9 protein-coding genes are annotated in these 17,512 nt (G+C 67.7%); 4 read left to right on the plus strand and 5 right to left on the minus strand.

Annotation, left to right across the window (positions count from 1 at the left end; all coding sequences use genetic code 11):
- Window positions 1-9: 9 nt before the first annotated feature.
- A complete protein-coding gene (locus ACOGI7_RS02290) occupies window positions 10-9,486 on the plus strand; it encodes a Calx-beta domain-containing protein (RefSeq protein ID WP_419850313.1) in 9,477 nt (3,158 codons plus the stop codon).
- Here ACOGI7_RS02290 and ACOGI7_RS02295 read toward each other — a convergent pair.
- The gene (locus ACOGI7_RS02295) at window positions 9,483-9,941 is read right to left on the minus strand and encodes a cupin domain-containing protein (protein ID WP_419850314.1); all 459 of its coding nucleotides are present in this window, start codon (window positions 9,939-9,941) and stop codon (window positions 9,483-9,485) included. The genes ACOGI7_RS02290 and ACOGI7_RS02295 overlap by 4 nt on opposite strands.
- 20 nt (window positions 9,942-9,961) lie before the next feature.
- On the opposite strand from ACOGI7_RS02295, the gene ACOGI7_RS02300 reads away from it, so the two are divergent.
- Window positions 9,962-11,764, plus strand: a complete 1,803-nt coding sequence (locus tag ACOGI7_RS02300; RefSeq protein ID WP_419850315.1) for a flavin-containing monooxygenase — start codon at window positions 9,962-9,964, stop codon at window positions 11,762-11,764.
- Window positions 11,765-11,768: 4 nt separating this feature from the next.
- Window positions 11,769-12,944, plus strand: coding sequence for a cytochrome P450 (locus ACOGI7_RS02305; protein ID WP_419850316.1), 1,176 nt, complete (start codon window positions 11,769-11,771; stop codon window positions 12,942-12,944).
- 33 nt (window positions 12,945-12,977) lie between these two features.
- Here the strand turns inward: ACOGI7_RS02305 and ACOGI7_RS02310 are convergent, their stop codons facing one another.
- Both ACOGI7_RS02310 and ACOGI7_RS02315 read right to left on the minus strand, forming a co-directional pair.
- Window positions 12,978-13,397: a hypothetical protein gene (locus ACOGI7_RS02310; protein ID WP_419850317.1), complete on the minus strand. Its 420-nt coding sequence runs from the start codon at window positions 13,395-13,397 to the stop codon at window positions 12,978-12,980.
- Window positions 13,398-13,487: 90 nt separating this feature from the next.
- On the minus strand, window positions 13,488-14,372 hold the full coding sequence (locus ACOGI7_RS02315) for an EamA family transporter (protein WP_419850318.1): 885 nt from the start codon (window positions 14,370-14,372) through the stop codon (window positions 13,488-13,490).
- Between the two features lie 93 nt (window positions 14,373-14,465).
- On the opposite strand from ACOGI7_RS02315, the gene ACOGI7_RS02320 reads away from it, so the two are divergent.
- Complete coding sequence (locus tag ACOGI7_RS02320; RefSeq protein ID WP_419850319.1) at window positions 14,466-14,870, plus strand: TIGR03668 family PPOX class F420-dependent oxidoreductase; 405 nt, start codon at window positions 14,466-14,468, stop codon at window positions 14,868-14,870.
- A 16-nt stretch (window positions 14,871-14,886) separates the two neighbouring features.
- Here the strand turns inward: ACOGI7_RS02320 and ACOGI7_RS02325 are convergent, their stop codons facing one another.
- Entirely contained in the window at window positions 14,887-16,323 is a 1,437-nt protein-coding gene (locus ACOGI7_RS02325) for an FAD-dependent oxidoreductase (protein WP_419850320.1), read from the minus strand.
- Window positions 16,324-16,349: 26 nt separating this feature from the next.
- Complete coding sequence (locus tag ACOGI7_RS02330; protein ID WP_419850321.1) at window positions 16,350-17,492, minus strand: amidohydrolase family protein; 1,143 nt, start codon at window positions 17,490-17,492, stop codon at window positions 16,350-16,352.
- Window positions 17,493-17,512: the final 20 nt, after the last annotated feature.

Genomic DNA, 17,512 nt, shown 5'->3' on the forward strand with positions numbered 1-17,512 from the left:
CCCACATGGATGCCAGTCATCGACGGCGGGTCGCATGTCCTCTTCAAGGTCGGCGTCAAGGGCATCGCCCCTTCGAAGCTGGTGAGCAACCTGGGGAAGAACGACGACGCGACCGCATTCACTACCAGCACTCCGTATGCCCAGGAGTTCACCACGGGCAGCAACGTCGGCGGCTACACGCTGACGAGCATTGAGGCTTCGCTGGATGAGGCGCTCAACGAAACACAGACGGCGACCGTCAAGGCTGAGCTGTGGGAGGCCGCGGGCATCGGAGAGCCGCCGAGCGGCGTATTCAAGCTGGTCGACCTGGAGGTTCCCGACACCTTGGCCGTCGGCACGAATTCCTTCGCCGCGCCGGCTAACACGAGGCTCGCGGCGGGCACGAGTTATTTCGCCGTCCTTTACACCACCGGCAATGTCAACGCCAAACTGCAAATAACGAATTCGGACGACGAAGACAGCGGGGCCGCAGCCGGCTGGTCCATTGCGAACGACTACTACTCCGGGTACGACAATGTGCCGGATTCCAGCACGTTATGGGAGAAGGAGTCTTCCACACTGCTCATCAGCGTGACCGGCAGGGCTAACCCTCCGGACCCGAGGGCCGATCTGAAGTCCCTGACGGCCAGCGGCAGCGGCAGCGAGACCGGCACGTTCACGGCATTCGACTTGACTCCGGCCTTCGACCCCAAAACCACCACTTACAAAGCCACAGTGGCCAACACCATCACCCACATCAAGCTGACGCCGACGTTGGCAGACGCCACGTCCTCGGTGATAGTGGCAGGGAGCGACGCGACCAGTGGCACGCCCACCTCCGCCATAAGTCTGGATGTAGGGGGCAACAACATATTCGTTGAGGTATCCAGCGCGGACGAAGATCTCTCCCAGACCTACTTGGTGGTTATCACGCGCGAGGAGGGCGACACGCCGACCACGTCGTCGAATGCTGATTTGTCGGCGCTGGCGGCGTCGGGGAGCACGGACGGCACTTCGTTCACGGCGCTGACGGGGGCTGATTTGCTGGTGCCGACGTTCGCGTCGGGCACCACGGGCTACCGGGCGACGGTGGGCAACGCCACGACGCATGTGAAGGTGACGCCCACGGTGGACGACACCGGCAAGGCGACGGTGAAGGTGGGCCCCAGCGGCGGCACGCTGACGTCGGTGGGCGACGGCACGGCCAGCGGGGCGATCGCCCTCGCCGTGGGCGAGAACGAGCTCGACGTGGAGGTGACCGCGGAGGACTCCAGCACCCAGACCTACACCGTCACGGTGCTCCGGGTGCCCTCTGGCACCGAGTGGCACGCCACGCTGGTGCCGGGGAGGTTCACCACGAGCGGCGGGGGGTTTGGCTGCCTCACTGACAGCGAATGCGATTCGCAGCTGACCGACAACGACTTCACGGTCGGCGGCACTGCCTATACGTTCTCCCAACTCCAGGACTGGGACTCTGACCTCCTGCAAGCGACGTTCGATCCTGATTCGAAAGCCGCGCTCAATGCGCTGAAGTTCTGCGTGGGCGGCGACGACTACGCGATCGCAAGCGATCCAACGCACAATGTCCGCAAGAGCAGCTTCGACGCCGGCTGGGCCGATGGGGTGCCGGTGTCGGTGAGCATCGGGGCTACGTGCTCGAACACGTTGGGGACGCCGACGGGGCTCACTGCGAAGATGACTTCTGCGACCGCGATGTCGGTGTCGTGGTCGAGGGCTGGGGCGCCTGGTACGCAGAGCTATGAGGTCAACTACAGGGTGCCGGGCGATGACAGAAGCAGCTACTACTTGAGCGAGACGGGCGCAACGGTCACCAAGTCGATCACCGGGCTGACCGGGGGCCTTGTCTATGAGATCCGGGTGCGGTCCGAGGCGATCACCGGGTATGAGGCCAGCGCTTGGAGCGGCTGGGTGACGGTGATCCAGCGCAACGCCAACCTGGGCGGCCTGGAGCTCAGCGTGAGCGCGTCTGAGATGGGCACGTTCTCGGGTCAGGCGCTGGTCCCGGCGACGTTCAACGCCGCCACCACGGCCTACACGGCGTCGGTGGCCAACACCGTCACTCACGCCAAGGTGACCCCGACGCTGGCCCACAGCGGGGCGTCGGTGACGGTGGAGGGCACGTCGGTGACCAGCGGATCGGCCAGCGCGGCGATCGCCCTCGACGTGGGCGAGAACGAGCTCAACGTGGTGGTCACCGCCGAGAACGGCGAGACGACCAAGGAGTACACGATCACCGTGACGCGGGCGGCGGGATCGACGCCGACGGTGACGCTGAGCTCGAATGTTTCCATCGTGGCGGAGGCGGCGGGCGAGGCGACGATCAAGGCGACGCTGTCGGCGGCGGCGCCGACCGGCGGGCTGACGGTGACGCTGGCCACGTCGGGCACGGCGGAGAAGGGCTCGGCCAAGGACTACACGCTGGCGGGGTCGATCACGGTCGCGCAGGGCGCCACGGAGGGCACGGCGACGTTGACGGCTGTGCAGGACACTGCGGTGGAGGCCGATGAGACTGTGATGGTGACCGTGTCGGTGGCGACGGGCTACACGACCGGGTCGCAGGTGACGGTGAAGATCGACGATGACGACACGGCGGCCAAGCCGACCGCGCTGATGGTGGCCGAGCGCAACACGGAGCTGGGGCTGTCGTGGACGGCGCCTTTGGGGGTGCTGACCGGCTATGACGTTCACTACACGTCGGCGTCGAAGGCGGGCGACACCCCGGTGGCCGACGACGCGGAGGTGCAGACGGGCCAGAGCGCGACGGCGGCGGCGGGCTGGGTGGCGGTCGACCGCGACACCGAGACCGACCCGCCCGACGCGGCGCAGTCCATCAAGGGCCTCACCAACGGCACCGAGTACCGGGTGCGCATCCGCGCCACCAGCGCGGCGGGCGCCGGCGCGTTCGAGTTCACTGCGGGCACGCCTGCGGAGCCGGAGCTGCCGGAGGTGGAGCTGTCGATCGCGAGCGGCCCGGTGGGCGAGGCTGCGGCCAACAGGTCGAAGACGATCACCGCGACGCTGCCGGAGGCGGCGGGCAGCAGCGGGGTGACGGTGACGTTGAGCAAGGAGAGCGGCTCGGCGACGGTGACCGACGACTACACGCTGTCGTCGTCGACCATCGCGATCGCTTCGGGCAACGATTCGGGCACCGCGACGTTGAGCATCGTCGACGACAAGGTGGACGAGGGCGACAACGAGACGCTGGTGCTCAAGGCGGAGGCGGACGGCCACTCGGCGGGGTTCCTGACGGTGACCATCGTCGACGACGACACCGCGGGGGTGGTGATCGGCGACGGCAGGGCGATCACGCGCATTGTGGAGGCGCGCGACACGGCGACCTACACGGTCAAGCTGGCCTCCAAGCCGACGGCGAGCGTGAAGGTCACGCCCAGCGTGAAGGTCGCGTCCACCGACGCCGCCAGCGACAAGGCGACGGTGTCGGGCGAGCTGACGTTCACCACCTCGAACTGGAACCAGGCCCAGAGGGTGACGATCACCGGCGTGGCGGCGGGCACCGGCCTGAAGATCACCCATGCGGTGACCGGCGTTACGAGCAGCTCCGATCCGAATTATCCGGCGTCGCTGTCGATCGCCGATGTCGGTCTCACGGTGAAGGTGTCGACGAAGACCTTCGAGATCACCTCGGCGGCGATGGCCGACGAGGGCACGAGCGCGTCGCTGACGGTAACGCTGGGCCGCGCGGCGCCCACCAGCGGCATCGCGTTCACGGCGGCCTACAACTACTCGGGCAGCACGGCGACGTCGGCCGACACGGGCACGACGCCGACGTCGGTGACGGTCAGCGAGGACGCGACCACGGCGACGCTGAGCGTGCCCATCGCCCAGGACGCCTTGGTGGAGGGGGCCGAGACGTTCACCGTCACGATCTCGACCAGCGCGACCGGCTGGCAGAAGAAGGGCGACGGCAAGGACGCCTCGACGGTCACGATCTCCGAGACCGAGGACGCGAAGATCGCGTTCGGCTCGAACGCCGCGGCCACGGCGGAGTACGAGGCGTCGCACGCCGAGTCGGCGAGCCCGACGGTGCCGGTGACGGTCAGCCACCTGCCGCAGGCCGACACGACGTTCACCATCACGCTGTTGACGACGGGGTCGAACCGGGCCACCGAGTACGCCGACGCCATGAACCCCGGCGACTTCCAGATCATGGAAAAGTCGGTGACGTTCACCTCGACGGGCAACAAGACGCAGGACCTGGCCATCACGCTCAACGACGACGACCTCGTGGAATGGGACGAGATCATCCCGCTGCGGATCGCCGCCTCGACCAGCGGCCTGGGCACCCACTACAAACGCGACTCCGAAGCCCAAAGCGATACCGACGGCGTGTCGACCGACGCGACGGTCACGATCACCGACAACGAGGGCGCGAAGATCTTCTTAGGCAAAACCGCCACTGGGCAGAAGCTCTTCCGCACGAATACCGAGGGCAACAACACCTCGGTGGACGTCACGATCGACCACCTGCCGCAGGAGGACACGACGTTCGAAATCGAGGTGCTCAGCACGGGCACGGCCACCGAGGGGCAGAGCGCCTCGAATCCCGGCGACTTCCGCATCGCCGACAAGACGGTGACCTTCGGGCCCGACGACGAGGACACGATGACCAAGGCGGTGGCCATCGCCCTCAACGACGACAACCTCGTGGAGAACAGCCAGACCATCGAGCTGCGCATCGTGGCCGCCAGAGCGTCGAGCCATGTGGACTACGACCTCGGCGACCTCTACACGCGGGAATCCAGCGACGATCTGGCGCAGTACACCATCTTGGACAACGACGACGGCAAGGCGAAGATCGCCTTCGGCAGCTCGGCGATCTCGACGGCGAAGCTGACGTCCCCGTCGGCGGAGGAGGACGTGACGGGTCTCACGCTGAACGTGCCGGTCACCATCAATTACCTGCCGGAGGAGGACACGACGTTCGAGGTCGAGGTGCTCACCGGCAGCGAGGCGGGCACGGCGACGGAGTGGGAGAGCGCCTCGGCGCCCGGCGATTTCCGGGTCGCGGCCAAGTCGGTGAAATTCACGTCGACAAGCGCCAAGACGCAGAATCTGGCGATCACGCTGACCGACGACGAGTTGGTGGAGAACGACCAGACGATCGAGCTGCGCATCAAGGCCGCCGACACGACCGGCACGGTGGGCGCCTACACGGACTTGGGCGACTACTACGTCCGCAACACCCAGAGCAGGCTGGCCCGGGCGACGATCGTCGACGACGACCGCGACGACGCGGAGATCGCGTTCGGCAACTCGGCGGCTGCGACGGCGAAGCACACCGTCGATGTGGACGAGGAGGTGTCGGGCGGGAAGCTGAACGTGCCGGTCACGATCAGCCACCTGCCCGAGGAGGACACGACGTTCACGGTGCGGGTGCTGGATGCGGGCACGGCGACGGAGTACAGCGACTCGTCGATGCCGGGCCGCGACGATTTCCACATCGCGGCCAAGACGCTGACCTTCACGAAGTCGGGGGGGCTCACCGCGAGCATCGAGGTCACGCTCAACGACGACGACGTGGTCGAGAACGACCAGACGATCGAGCTCGAGATCGTGGCGGCGGCGGCGTCGCCGGGCACCAAGGGCGCCTACGGCGATCTGGGCGACTACTACGGGCGCCACGCCATGGGGTCCAAGGCGGCGGTGACGATCGCCGATGACGACCGCGACGGCGCGAAGGTGGCCCTGCACGGCTCCGACAGCGCTTCGACGGCGAAGTTCGCGGCCTCCGACGCGGAGGGCGGGACGATCACCGTGCCGGTCTCGATCAGCCACCGCGCCCAGGAGGCCGTGACGTTCACGCTGGAGGTGACCGGCGGCAAGGCCCGCGAGACCGACGAGGCGGCCAACCCCACGGGCAACCCGAAGGACTACGTGATCGCGTCCAAGACGGTCACGTTCGCCGCCGGGACCATCGCCAAGCAGGATGTGACCGTCACCATCGAGGACGACCGGGTGGAGGAGGACACCGAGACGATCGAGGTGCGGATCAAGCCGGCGGCGGCCTCGCCCGGCACCAAGGGCGCCTACGGCGATCTGGGCGACTACTACACCCGCCACGCCCAGAGCTCGACGGGCACGCTGACGATCACCGATGACGACGAGGTGGCGGCGGTGACGCTGTCGGTTGACCGGACCGCGAACTTCCGGGACGAGATCTCGGTGCTGGAGGGCACCTCGGTGACGGTCACCGCCACGGCCGACATCCCCGTCGGCCCGCGCGGCTGGTCGGTGACGACCGAGAACACGTGGCTCACCCATCCGTCGTTCCGCACCACGCTGCCGGTTTCGTGCCAGAACGCCGGCCAGTGGCCGGGCGGTCATGCCTGTCCGAACGACTACACGCTGCCCGCGGCGTTCACGATCGCCGAGGGCCAGACCACCGCGACCGCCACGCTTCTGGTGCGCTCCGACAGCCGCTCTGAGAGCGTGGCCGAGCGCCTCGGGCTGAAGGGCACCGCGACGCGCACCACCGAGGGCGGCACCGAGCGGTCTTTGACCACCAACGAGCTGGACCTGCGCATCAACGAGAACGCCGCGGGCATCACCCTGGGCGAGGCGTCGTTCGATTTGGTGCCCGCCGAGGTGGTGACCTACACGGTGGTGCTGCGCGGCGGCAAGCCCACCGCGAACGTGACCATCACGCCGACCTCGAGCGCCACCGGCAAGGCGACGGTGTCGGGCGCGCTGACGTTCACCCCCGACAACTGGGACACCCCCCAGGAGGTGACCGTGACCGCGGTGGCCACCGGCACGGCCACCATCAGCCACGCGTCGACCTCGACCGACACGGGCTACAACGGGCTCACCCAGCTCGGCCAGGTGGCGGTGACGGTCACCGCGGCGGCGCAGACCTACCGGGTCACGCAGACGGCCGGGGGCCCCGAGGGCGGCACCGCGGAGCTGACGGTGAGCCTGGGCGCGCTGGCGCCCACGGGCGGCCTGGCGTTCACGGTGAGCCGCGCCCGGCTGCACTCGGAGACCACCTTCAACGGCAACCCGCTGCCGGCCGGGGCCAAGGACCGCACCGCAGAGCCCTCCGCGGACCTCGGCAGCGGGCGGGTCACGACCCTGACGGTGCCCGCGGGCAAGCGCGTCGCGACGATCTCGGACCCGCTCAAAGACGACGACGTGGTCGAGCAGGACGAGCACTACTACCTCGAGGTCTCCACCAGCGTCTCGGGCTGGGCGGCGAGCACCGTGCACGCCGACTGCGGGCCGAGCAGCGCGTGCGCCACGGTGACGATCACCGACGGCGACCGCGGCGAGGCGATGATCGCGTTCGGCGACGACGCCGCCGCCGGCGCCCGCTACACGGCCACCGTGTCGGAGGCCGCGGGCACGCTTCAGGTGCCGGTCACGATCAGCGCCAACCCGTGGCGCGACGCCACCTTCACCGTCGAGGTGCTCTCGACCGGCTCCGCCGCCGAGGGCTCCGACTACAGCATCGCCACCAAGACGCTGACGTTCACGCCCGGCGGCGCCGCGACCCGGAGCCTGGCGATCACGCTCACGAACGACGCCGCGATCGAGCCCGACGAGACGATCGTGCTGCGCATCGCCGCGCCGACCGGCAGCGCGGGGGACGTGGCCGCCGATCTCTACGAGCGGGGCAACGCCTCGCAGGCCACGATCACTCTCAGCTCCGACGACGGCGCCGTGGAAGTGAGCGAGTCGAGCGTCTCCGTCAGCACCGGCGCCACCGCCAGCTACACGGTGCGCCTGAGAGGCGCCCAGCCGGCCGGCACCGTGACCATCGCCGTGGCGTCGAGCGCCACCGACAAGGCGACCGTCAGCCCGGCGTCGCTCGACTTCACCACCGCCAACTGGAACCAGCCCCAGACGGTCACCGTCACCGGCACAGCCGACGGCACCGCTGTGATCACCCACAGCGTCAGCGCCACGCAGCCCGGCTATCCCCCCGCGGGGCACCTCACCGCCGCCGACGTGTCCGTCACGGTGACGGCGCTGCCCACCGTGTCGCTGTCGGTGTCGCCCGGCTCGGTGACCGAGGGCGGCGAGGTGACCGTCACCCTCACGCTCTCCGCCGCCGTCGGGACGGTGAAATCGCTGCCGATCACCGTGGGCGGCGGCCCCGCAGACACAGCCGAGACCGGCGACCACGGCACGCTCGCGAACATCCCCATCACCGCCACCGGCACGGTGTTCACCGCCAAGATCGCCACGAACCAAGACGCCGACACCGAAGACGAAACCTTCACCGTCGCGCTCGGCGCCCTGCCGACGTCGGTCGCCAAGGGCACCCCCGACACGGTTGAGATCACCATCGACGACGACGACACCAACGCCGTGTCGCTGTCGGCCAGCACCAGATCGGTGCGCGAGGGCAGCACCGTCACCATCACCGCCACCCTGGCCCAACCCCTCACCGACGCGGTGGACATCCCCATCACCGTCACCGGCGCAGACGGCGACCGCGGCACCCTGGCCGCCATCACCATCGCCGGCGGCGCCACCTCGGGCACCGGCGAGATCACCACCAACCAAGACGACGACGAAACCAACGAGACCTTCACCGTCGCGCTCGACACCACAGCACTCAACAGCCTGGCCGGCAACCTCCGAGCCGGCACAACCTCCTCAGTGACCATCACCATCGACGACGACGACCGCACCCGGCAACCACCGCCCCGCCCACCCGGACCCGGACCCGGCCCCGGACCCGGACCCGGCCCCGGACCCGGCCCCGGACCTGGGCCTGGACCCGACGACGGCGACACCGGCGACGATGACGACACCGGTGATGACACTGGCGATCGGTACTACTCCGGGGTCATCGACGGTCCCGACTACTGCACCAACCTCAGCCTGGGCGGTCCCACCACCTACGCGTTCGACAGCGACGGCGACGGAGTGGCCGACGTCTGCGCCCTGCCCTACACCCGAAGAGAGGCCGTCGCCCGCCTACAGGCGCTGGAGCAGTTGGCCGACCAGAACCCGGAACTGTTCCGCGACGCCCTGTTCGGCACACGCGACGATCCCCGCACCGCCGGCGTCGACGAGTCCACCGCCGGCACCTGCGCATCCGCGCCCACCGATCTGGGCGACACCGAAGAACAACTCGCCGAAGACGCCTGCGGCCGCCACGCCCGCAATCCCGACGACGCCTCCGACGTGTCGCCCGTGCCCCACCCGGTGGACGCCGCCTCGGCCCGCCAGTTCTATTCCGGGCCCGTCAACAGCCCGCAGTTCTGCGCCAACCACAGCCTGGGCGGCCCCACCACCTACCCGTTCGACAGCGACGACGACGGCGTGGCCGACACCTGCGCCCTGCCCTACACCCGAAGAGAGGCCGTCGCCCGTCACAACGCCCTGAGAGCCGCATTCGCCGACCACCCCCAATTCCCCGCCGCGCTCGCCGACGCCTGCGCCTCCCTGGGTGCCCTCGACTTCGGCGACTCCCCCGCCGCCCTAGCCCAAGACCACTGCTCCGGCCTCCCCTAGCCCCCCATCAAGGGGCCATCGGACATCGACTCGATGGTGGATTGGGCCAACACGTTGTGGTCGGGGTCTAGGGTCTCGAACAGCACGCCGGTGGGGGAGTGGAGGTTGAACAGCACGATGGCGCCATCGGGTCCGCCCCGCTCCATGTGAATTTCGCCGGAAGGGCTTTGGCTGTAGGTGCCGGCGGGCTTGATCTTGTGGACGGTCTCGCCGTTGGAACCCACATCGAACACATGGTGCTCGCCCTGGAGCACCAGGGTGCGGGTGGCGGCCACGTGGCGGTGGAAGTGACAGTGGGAGTGGGGGGCGAAGCGCACCAGCAAGTCGAGCGTGCCGAGGTCGGCCTGGGAGCCGAGCACGGCCACGTCGAACTCAATGGGATAGTCGAACTCCGGACCGCCTTCCATATGGGTCCAGTCCACGTCAGTCAGGTCGAATCGAGCCTCAAAGGTCATGGGCCGTATCGTAGTGAGTTATGACCGACACTCTCTCTTCAGACACCGGGATGGACTTCGACCCCAACGCTCTCCGGGAGAAGTACCGCGAGGAACGGGACAAGCGCCTGCGGTCCGACGGCAACGACCAGTACATCGCCATGGACGGGGAGTTCTCCCGCTATCTGGACGATCCGTCGCAAGCTGGCATCGTCCGGGAGCCGCTGACCGATGAGGTAGACGTGGCCATCATCGGCACCGGGTTCAGCGGGCTTTTGGCCGGCGCCCGGCTGCGCCAGATGGGGGTGGAGAGCATCCGGATGATCGAGACCGGGGCCGAGTTCGGCGGCACCTGGTACTGGAACCAGTACCCCGGCGTGCAGTGCGACATCGAGTCGTACATCTACCTGCCCCTGCTGGAAGAGCTCGACTACATGCCCAAGGAGAAGTACTCCTACGGCCCGGAGATCCTGGAGCACTGCAAGGAGCTGGGCCGCCACTTCGACCTGTACCGCGACGTGTGCTTCGGCACCCGGGTACACGAGATGCACTGGGACGACGCCGACCACCGCTGGGTGCTGCACACCAACCACAACGACCGGATGCGGGCCCGCTTCGTGATCATGGCCATCGGGCCCCTCAGCCGCCCCAAGCTGCCCGGCATCGCCGGCATCGACTCCTATGAGGGCCACTCCTTCCACACCAGCCGGTGGGACTACGACTACACCGGCGGCGACACCAACGGGAACCTGACCGAGCTGTCCGACAAGGTGGTCGGGGTGATCGGCACCGGCGCCACCGCGGTGCAGTGCATTCCCCACGTGGGCGAGGCCGCCCAGCACCTGTATGTGTTCCAGCGGACCCCGTCGTCCATCGACGTGCGGGGCAACCGCCCCACCGACCCGGAGTGGGCCATGTCGCTGGAGCCCGGCTGGCAGCAGCACCGCATCGAGAACTTCGGCAACATCGTGGCCGGCAGCATGCAGGAGGAGGACCTGGTCAGCGACGGCTGGACCGACATCCTGCGCAACCTCACCGCGCTGGGAGAGGGCACCCGCCTCGGCACCCCCGAGGAGATCGCCGAGGCCATGGAGATGGCCGACTTCCAGAAGATGGAGCAGATCCGCAGCCGGGTAGACGAGCTGATCGAAGACTCGTCCATCGCCGAGGCGCTCAAGCCCTACTACCGGCAGTTCTGCAAGCGGCCGTGCTTCCACGACGACTATCTGCCCACCTTCAACCGCGACAACGTCACCCTGGTGGACACCGACGGCCAGGGCGTCGAGCGCATCACACCCAAGGGCGTGATGGCCGGAGGCCAGGAGTACGAGCTGGACTGCATCATCTTCGCCACCGGGTTCGAGGTGGGCACCGACTACTCCCACCGGGCCAACTGCGACATCTACGGTCGGGGCGGCGAGACGCTTAGCGAGCGGTGGGCCGACGGCATGTCCACCTTCCACGGGGTGGTCACCCGGGGATACCCCAACCTGTTGCACATGGGCGGCATCCAGTCGGGGGTCTCGCCGAACTTCACCGAGCTCTACAATGAGCAGAGCCAGCATGTGGCCTACATTGTCGAGAAGGGCCTGTCGTCGGGGGCCACCGTGGTGGAGCCCACCGAGCAGGCTGAGGCCGACTGGGTGCGCGTCATCATGGAGTCGGCCTATCGCCGAGCCGGTTTCCTGGAGTCCTGCACCCCCGGCTATTACAACAACGAGGGCAAGCCCGACGATGGCCCTGGCTGGTTCGGCGGCAACTACGGTGGCGGCGCCCAGGAGTTCTTCAAGCTTCTCAAGGCGTGGCGCGAAGAGGGGTCCCTGGAAGGCCTCGAGCTGAGCTGAGCCGATGGCTGTCAAATTCGCCTACCGCAGCGGCGACACATGGGCCGAGCCGTGGGACGACTACCGAGCCCTTCGGGATGAGGATCCGGTCCACGAGGTGGGCGACGGCGAGTTCTGGGTGCTGTCCCGATTCGACGACGTTTTCGCCGCGGCCCGCGACACCGCCACCTACTCGTCGGCTAACGGCCTGACCACCGCTCCCGACGACATGGCCTCTTTCGACGACAAGGCCCGGCCCATCGTGATGATGGACCCGCCCGAGCACACCGCCATGCGCCGGTTGGTGAGCCGGCCCATGACCCCCCGCCAGGTGGCCCCGGTGGAGGACCTGGTTCGGGCGTTCATCTCCCAAAAGCTCGACGCGGTGGCCGACGCCGGCGAAGTCGACATCGTCCAGGCTCTGTTCAAGCCGCTGCCCAGCTATCTGGTGGCCCACTATCTGGGCGTCCCCCCCGAAGACCGAGTGCTGTTCGACCGCTGGACCGAGCGCATCGTGCAGGCCACCGCCGAGTCCACCGCCGCCTATGGCCAGGACCAGAGCGCGTTTCTGGAGTTGTTCGAGTACGCCACCGGGCTGATCGAACGCCGCAAAACCGACCCCGGCGACGATCTGGTGACCGACTTGGTTGAGCAGGGCGAGGATGTGGCCTCGGCCATGTGGATCGTGGGGTTCATCTTCACCATGATCACCGGCGGCAACGACACCGTCACCGGGATGCTCGGCAGCTCGACAGTGCTGCTCGACCGCCATCGGGACCAGCGCCAGATGCTCATCGACGACTCTTCGATGATTCCCAACGCGGTGGAGGAGCTGCTGCGGCTTACCTCGCCGGTGCAGAACCTGGCCCGCACGCTGACCTGCGACGTGACGCTGCACGGCGTCACCATTCCCGAGGGCAAGAAGGCGCTGCTGCTCTTCGCCTCGGCCAACCGGGACGAGCGGGAGTTCGGCCCCACTGCTGGGGAGTTGGACGTCAAGCGCAAGATCGACAAGATCGTGTCCCTCGGCTACGGCGCCCACCACTGCCTCGGCGCGTCGGTGGCCCGTCTCCAGTGCCGAGTGGCCCTCGAAGAGCTGCTGCGGCGGTTCCCGGACTACTCGGTGGATGAGGACGCCGCCCGCTTCGCCGGCGGCTGGTCTACCCGCCGCTACGAGTACCTGCCGTTTACGACCAACTGAGCGCGGCGACTACGAGAGCTGCGAGATTCCCGTTTACTCGGGCTGGCAGGCCCATTGGGACCAAGGGGGGTGGCCGCTGGAGTCCTCGTAGTAGCGAACGAACTTGGCGGCTTGCAGATTGGTGACCGGGTCGGTGAGGTCGACGGGCTGGTCGTTGTGGGACAAGATCGCCCACTCCGGCCTGCTCCATCCGGTGAGCCAGCCTTCGTTGATCTGCATGAGACCCAGCGAGTAGTCCCCCCACTCCTCCAGATAGCGGGTGTTGGGGTTGCCATGCGACTCGCAGGCCATCACCGAGAGCACGTCGTCTACCTCGTCGGCCGGGAAGAACTCCTCCACCAGGGGGCGCCATTGCTCTACGCCGTGGTGGTCGTAGCTGTCGATCCGGCTCTCGGCGGCAACAAGGGCCAGGCCAGACAGGGCTATGAAGCTGAGCAAACGAATTGGGCGCATGGAGGCGTGACTGAGGCTTCTGAGAGTACGGGGGAAGTAGGAAGATTGAAATTACAAGCAGATATTTGGCATGACAAGCATACCCAATGCCTACTGTGCCCGTAAGCCCATCCCCGCAGCAGTGCCGCCGGGTCCCTTCACGGTGCGGTTGAGCAAGATAGCGGCGATCACCAAGGCGATGCCAAACAATTCCCTCGCGCTGGGTACTTGGAGGAGCACGGCCAAACCCACCAGCACCGCAGTGGCGGGAAGGAGCGCCTGCAACAGGGCGAAGCGGTGCTGGGTGATGCGCCTCATGACCAACTGGTCGATCCAGTAGGGGATGACGTTGGACAACAGGCCGGTGACCAGGGCCAACAGCAGCACCAGTGGCGAATCCAGGGCTGGCCCCAACTTGGGTGCCCCGAATCCGCTGATGGCTGCCGCCCCGGCCAGCATTCCCAGCCCCAGTCCGTCCACCGCCGCCGGGCCGCGGGCCACACGGTGGCCGAGCACGATGTAGCCAGCCCAGAACATCCCGGCCAACAGGGCGAACATCACCCCCCGCGTGGTGCCCTCGGCCTCCACCCCGGCCAGCACGACCACGCCGGCTGCGGTAAGCAGCAGCGCAGCTCCCGAGCGCAGGGTGCGGGTGCCGACAGCGGCCACCAGGATCGGACCGGTGAACTCGATGGCCACCGCGTTGCCGAGAGGCAACTCATCAATGGACAGATAGATCGACAGGTTCATGGCGGCCAGCGCCATCCCGAAGGCCGAGGCCCACGCCAGGTCGCTGGCCTTCCATCGGCGCTGCCAGGAGCGCCGTAGCAGGATGATCATCGCCGCTGCCCCGAGCACCCGCACCAGGGCCACCCCCGCCGGGGCAATCTCGTCGAACAGGTGAACGGCCACTGCCGCGCCCAGATACTGCGACACCGCCCCCACCATGAACAGCGGCTCGGGGGCGACCGGCTGCGATCGCGGTATACGGCCCACAACTGCTTTCTATCTGTCCCGCCGCTCTTGGCGCGTCTTATTCCGATGACGCCTCGCCCTTCGCCGCTTCCGCAATATCCATAGAGTGCAGAGATGGACACCGGGGAGATGCGGCGGCGGGTGGGAGAGGCTCGCTCAGGAGTGCTCAGCACCGTTACTGCCGACGGCTGGCCCCATGCAGTGCCGTGCTGCTTCTTCCTCAAGGGCGACGTGGTGTATTCCGCAGTGGACGCCAAACCCAAGTCCACCCTGGCGCTGCGCCGACTGGACAACCTGGCCGCCAATCCCACGGCCTGTCTGCTGGTCGACTGTTATGACGACGACTGGTCGAAGCTGTGGTGGATTCGAGTGGACGGCACCGCCCGGGTGCTTGTCGACGGTGATGAGCGCGACCGCGCCCTCGACCTACTGGCCGCCAAGTACCCCCAGTACCGAGAAACTCGCCCACCCGGTCCGGTTATCGCGCTCGACGTCAGCGCCTGGCGCTCTTGGCCCTGACCAGGGCCGGATTTGCCTAGCAGGGCGGCTCCGCGGCGGCGTTGCGGCCGGCGACTCGGCCAAAGGCCAGGGCGTCGCCGATGTGGAAGCCGCCGTCTTTGCACCGGCTGTAGGTGGAGCTGACGGTGCCGGCGGCGTAGAGGCGACCGATGGTCTCGCCGAAGGGATCGAGTACTTGGGCCTTCTCGTTGCGGCGGGGGCCGCCGTTAGTCCAGCCCAATAGCGGGGCTGAAGTGAAGCCGTAGTAGGGGGGTGTGGCCAGAGGTGCCAGGGTGGCTGCGGGGCGGCCCAACGGGTCGTGGCCGGCGGCGCAGACCTCGTTCCAAGAGGCCACCGCCGCCTCCAGTCCGTCGGGGTCGATGCCGAGGATCTCGGCCAACTCGGCGGGGGTGTCGGCCTGTTGGATCCACCCCTTCTCGATCTCGGCGGAGTTGTCGGCGCTCCACTCGTAGCCCTCCATGAGCAGGTTCCACCCCACAGGCAGGATCTCCCGGGGGGGCGAGATGGGTCCGGCCTGGCGGGTGGCCTCGTCGAAGATCACGTGGAGCGGTCGGCGCTGGAACAGCTCGTAGTCGCCGTCGATCAACCCGTGGCCGTGGCCCTGGGGTGGGATCTCGTTGTGGGATCGCCGGCCGTCGTTGCCCACGCAGATGAACCCCATGGAGAAGATGAACATCACGTACATCCCCGACTCAAACCCGTCGGCGGCAAAGCCGAGGGCGGCCATCATGTTGTCCATGTGCCACAGGTCGGCGCCCACCTTCTGGGCCATCTTGATCCCGTCGCCAGTGCCCGCCGGTGAGCCCCACACCGGGGAGCCGGGAAGCTGCAAGTAGTCGCGCACCATCTCCGGGTTGTTCTCGAAGCCGCCGGTGGCTAGCACCACCCCCCGGCGGGCGCCCACCCGCAGCGGTTGGCCACCGGAGGTGGCCGCCACGCCGACCACCGCCCCGTCCTCGTCGGTCACCAGTTCATTGGCCGGGGTATCCAACAACACCTCCACGCCCTTGTCCCGCACCGCAGCAGAAAGGGCCTTCCACAGCAACTGCTGCCCCATCTCCCCGTTCACTCCCAGGTAGCCGCCATAGAACTCGGCACCAGGCATCTCCGGGTATTCCGGCTTGTAGTCGGCGTGGACGCCCGGTGTCACCCCCAGACCCTCCAGCCACTCGGTGTTGTTGTAGGTCTCGTCAGCCCACACCTGCACGATCTCCTCGGGCAACGTGTAGGGGCCGCACAGCGATCGCAGATAGGTGGCCATCCCGTCGCGGTCCAAGCTGTTGAACCAGATCCCCCCCGAGATCCGGGTGTTGCCACCCTCGCGCCCCTCGGGCATCTTCTCCAGCAGGATGACCGACGCCCCCGCGTCAGCCGCGGCAATGGCCGCCGCACACCCTGCCGCGCCCATCCCCAGCACCACTACATCAGCTTCTCTGTCCCATCCATTGCTCATGGCCGGGAATGTAGTGGTTCGACTGCTCAGGCGGGCACTTCCACCCGGTACAGCTTTTCGGCGTTGCCCCAGAGGAGCTGGTGGCGGTCTTCGGGGGAGAAGTGGCCGAGGCTGGCGGCGATCTTCTCCTCCACGTTGTCGTAGAGGCAGGTTGGGTGGGGGAAGTCGGTCTCGAACAGCACGTTGTCGAGCGGGATCCGGCCGCCTAGCAAGTCTTGGGGTGCGGACTCTTCAAACCAGAACGTGGTGTACACCTGTCCGGTGAAGTATTCGCTGGGCAGCCGGTCGAACTCGGGCCGGTCGTTCATGCCACCGCCTTCGACGAACTGGTTGTCCACCGCCTCGAGCATGAAGGGCAGCCAGCCGATACCCGACTCCACCGACACCACCTTCAGCTTGGGGTAGCGGGGGAGCACCCCCGACAGCAGCAGGTCGCACACCTGGATGCCGTTCTTGGTGAACAGGTCCACCGATTGCAGGGCGTAAGCCTCGGCGAAGCCCCGACGCTCCACCCGGTTGTGGTCCCAGTTGAACTCGCCGCTGCCGATGTGGAACGACACCACCATGTCGCAGTCGCACACCGCCGACCAGAACGGATCCCAATGGGGCTCGCCCAGATAGGGCAGGCCGAACACCTGGGGCTCGCCGGTGAAGTTCACCGACCGGTAGCCCATTGCCGCGCACCGTTGCACTTCGGCCACCGCATTGTCCACGTCCCAGAACGGGGTGGCCATCGACGGGATGAGGCGGCGGTCATCGGCGCTGCACCACTCGGAGAGGAAGTCGTTGTAGGCCCGGACGCACTCGTACTTCAACTCGGCGTCGTCGATGGACAAGAACTTCTGGGCGCCGAACCCGCCAACGTTGGGGTACAGAACCTCGGCCCACACCCCTCGCTGGTCCATCAGCTCGAGGCGGGCGTGGGCGTCGTAGGCCGCCGGGTGTACCTCGTCATAGCCGGCGGGCGAGTCGGGCATCGGCTTGGGCCACCCGGCGGGGGCCGTCGGGCCCACCGCACCGACGCGGTCGTCGCCCAGCAGCCATATCTGGCGGCCGTCGATCACCTCGACTCTGGGAACGTGGTCGCGGTGGCGGGCAGCCACTCGGCTGGTCCAGGTGTCGGCCGGCTCGGTGATATGGGTGTCGACATCGATGATCGAATAAGCCATGCCCCAGTTTCGCGCCAACC

This window comes from Candidatus Poriferisocius sp. (assembly GCF_965204145.1).
In the GTDB taxonomy this organism is placed as follows: Bacteria; Actinomycetota; Acidimicrobiia; order Acidimicrobiales; family Bin134; genus Poriferisocius.

What these genes read in the sequence shown, in the direction of transcription:
- ACOGI7_RS02305 (WP_419850316.1), top strand. Translation starts at nt 11,769, where the DNA reads ATGGCTGTCAAATTCGCCTACCGCAGCGGCGACACATGGGCCGAGCCG.
- ACOGI7_RS02330 (WP_419850321.1), bottom strand. Translation starts at nt 17,492, where the DNA reads ATGGCTTATTCGATCATCGATGTCGACACCCATATCACCGAGCCGGCC.
- ACOGI7_RS02295 (WP_419850314.1), bottom strand. Translation starts at nt 9,941, where the DNA reads ATGACCTTTGAGGCTCGATTCGACCTGACTGACGTGGACTGGACCCAT.
- ACOGI7_RS02325 (WP_419850320.1), bottom strand. Translation starts at nt 16,323, where the DNA reads ATGAGCAATGGATGGGACAGAGAAGCTGATGTAGTGGTGCTGGGGATG.
- ACOGI7_RS02300 (WP_419850315.1), top strand. Translation starts at nt 9,962, where the DNA reads ATGACCGACACTCTCTCTTCAGACACCGGGATGGACTTCGACCCCAAC.
- ACOGI7_RS02290 (WP_419850313.1), top strand. Translation starts at nt 10, where the DNA reads ATGCCAGTCATCGACGGCGGGTCGCATGTCCTCTTCAAGGTCGGCGTC.
- ACOGI7_RS02310 (WP_419850317.1), bottom strand. Translation starts at nt 13,397, where the DNA reads ATGCGCCCAATTCGTTTGCTCAGCTTCATAGCCCTGTCTGGCCTGGCC.
- ACOGI7_RS02320 (WP_419850319.1), top strand. Translation starts at nt 14,466, where the DNA reads ATGGACACCGGGGAGATGCGGCGGCGGGTGGGAGAGGCTCGCTCAGGA.